This is a genomic window from Tepidimonas sp. (genome assembly GCF_046292505.1).
Taxonomy (GTDB): domain Bacteria; phylum Pseudomonadota; class Gammaproteobacteria; order Burkholderiales; family Burkholderiaceae_C; genus Tepidimonas.
In genome coordinates, this window is sequence record NZ_JBKBQX010000157.1 from 1 (window position 1) to 840 (window position 840).

Sequence of the window (840 nt, forward strand, 5' to 3'; positions counted from 1 at the left end):
CTTCGGCAAGACCTCAAGCGCGCGCATGGGCAACGAGCGTCTCGCCCGCAGCGTAACCGAGCCGCAGAGCGAAATCAGGTGTGATCGGAAACCGGCCGACACGGCCGCGCACCCCGTCGGTGCCGAAATATTTTCTAGCCATGTTCTCTCCCCGTCGTGGCCGCCCAGACCGCCAATGCATCCTTGGTCTCGGCGACGTCATGCACGCGCACGATGCGGGCGCCGCGTTCGACGGCCAGCACCGCCGCCGCGACACTGGCCGGCATGCGCGCGACACCACTTTCGCGTCCGGTCACCGCGCCGAGCATCGATTTGCGCGACAGACCGGCCAGCACTGGCACGCCCAGCCGTGTGAAACGCTGCAGCTGGCGCAGCAGCATGTAATTGTGTTCCACCGTCTTGCCGAAGCCGAAGCCGGGATCGATGATCAGCCTTTCTTTCGCGATACCGCTTGCGACACAAGCCATCACGCGGCCAGTGAGAAAGGCGCTCACCTCCTCGACCACATCCCCATAATGCGGATTCGCCTGCATCGTGCGCGGCTCCCCTAGCATGTGCATCAGGCATACGCCGACGTCGCTTTGCGCCACGCATTCGAGCGCTCCGGGCGCGCGCAGCGCCATGATGTCGTTGATCAGCGCGGCTCCCTCGTCGATCGCCATCGACATGACCTCGGGCTTGGCCGTATCGACCGAGATCGGCACGCCCCAGTCGCGCACTGCCCGCAGCACCGGGCGCAGGCGCGCGATTTCGATTCCGGCGGGCACCGGCGATGCGCCGGGCCGTGAAGACTCGGCGCCGAGATCAAGAATGTCGGCACCGGCTTCGAGTTGCGCTTCG

Annotated in this window: 1 protein-coding gene and 1 pseudogene; both read right to left on the reverse strand. The window is 66.1% G+C overall.

Features of this window, described 5'->3' with window-relative positions:
• Positions 1 to 34 precede the first annotated feature (34 nt).
• Positions 35 to 142, reverse strand: a pseudogene (locus tag ACK4TH_RS12440) (hypothetical protein); the annotation flags it as partial.
• On the reverse strand, positions 135 to 840 hold a 706-nt coding region (folP, locus tag ACK4TH_RS12445; protein WP_409626905.1), incomplete at its 5' end, for a dihydropteroate synthase. The gene folP and the pseudogene ACK4TH_RS12440, both read right to left, overlap by 8 nt.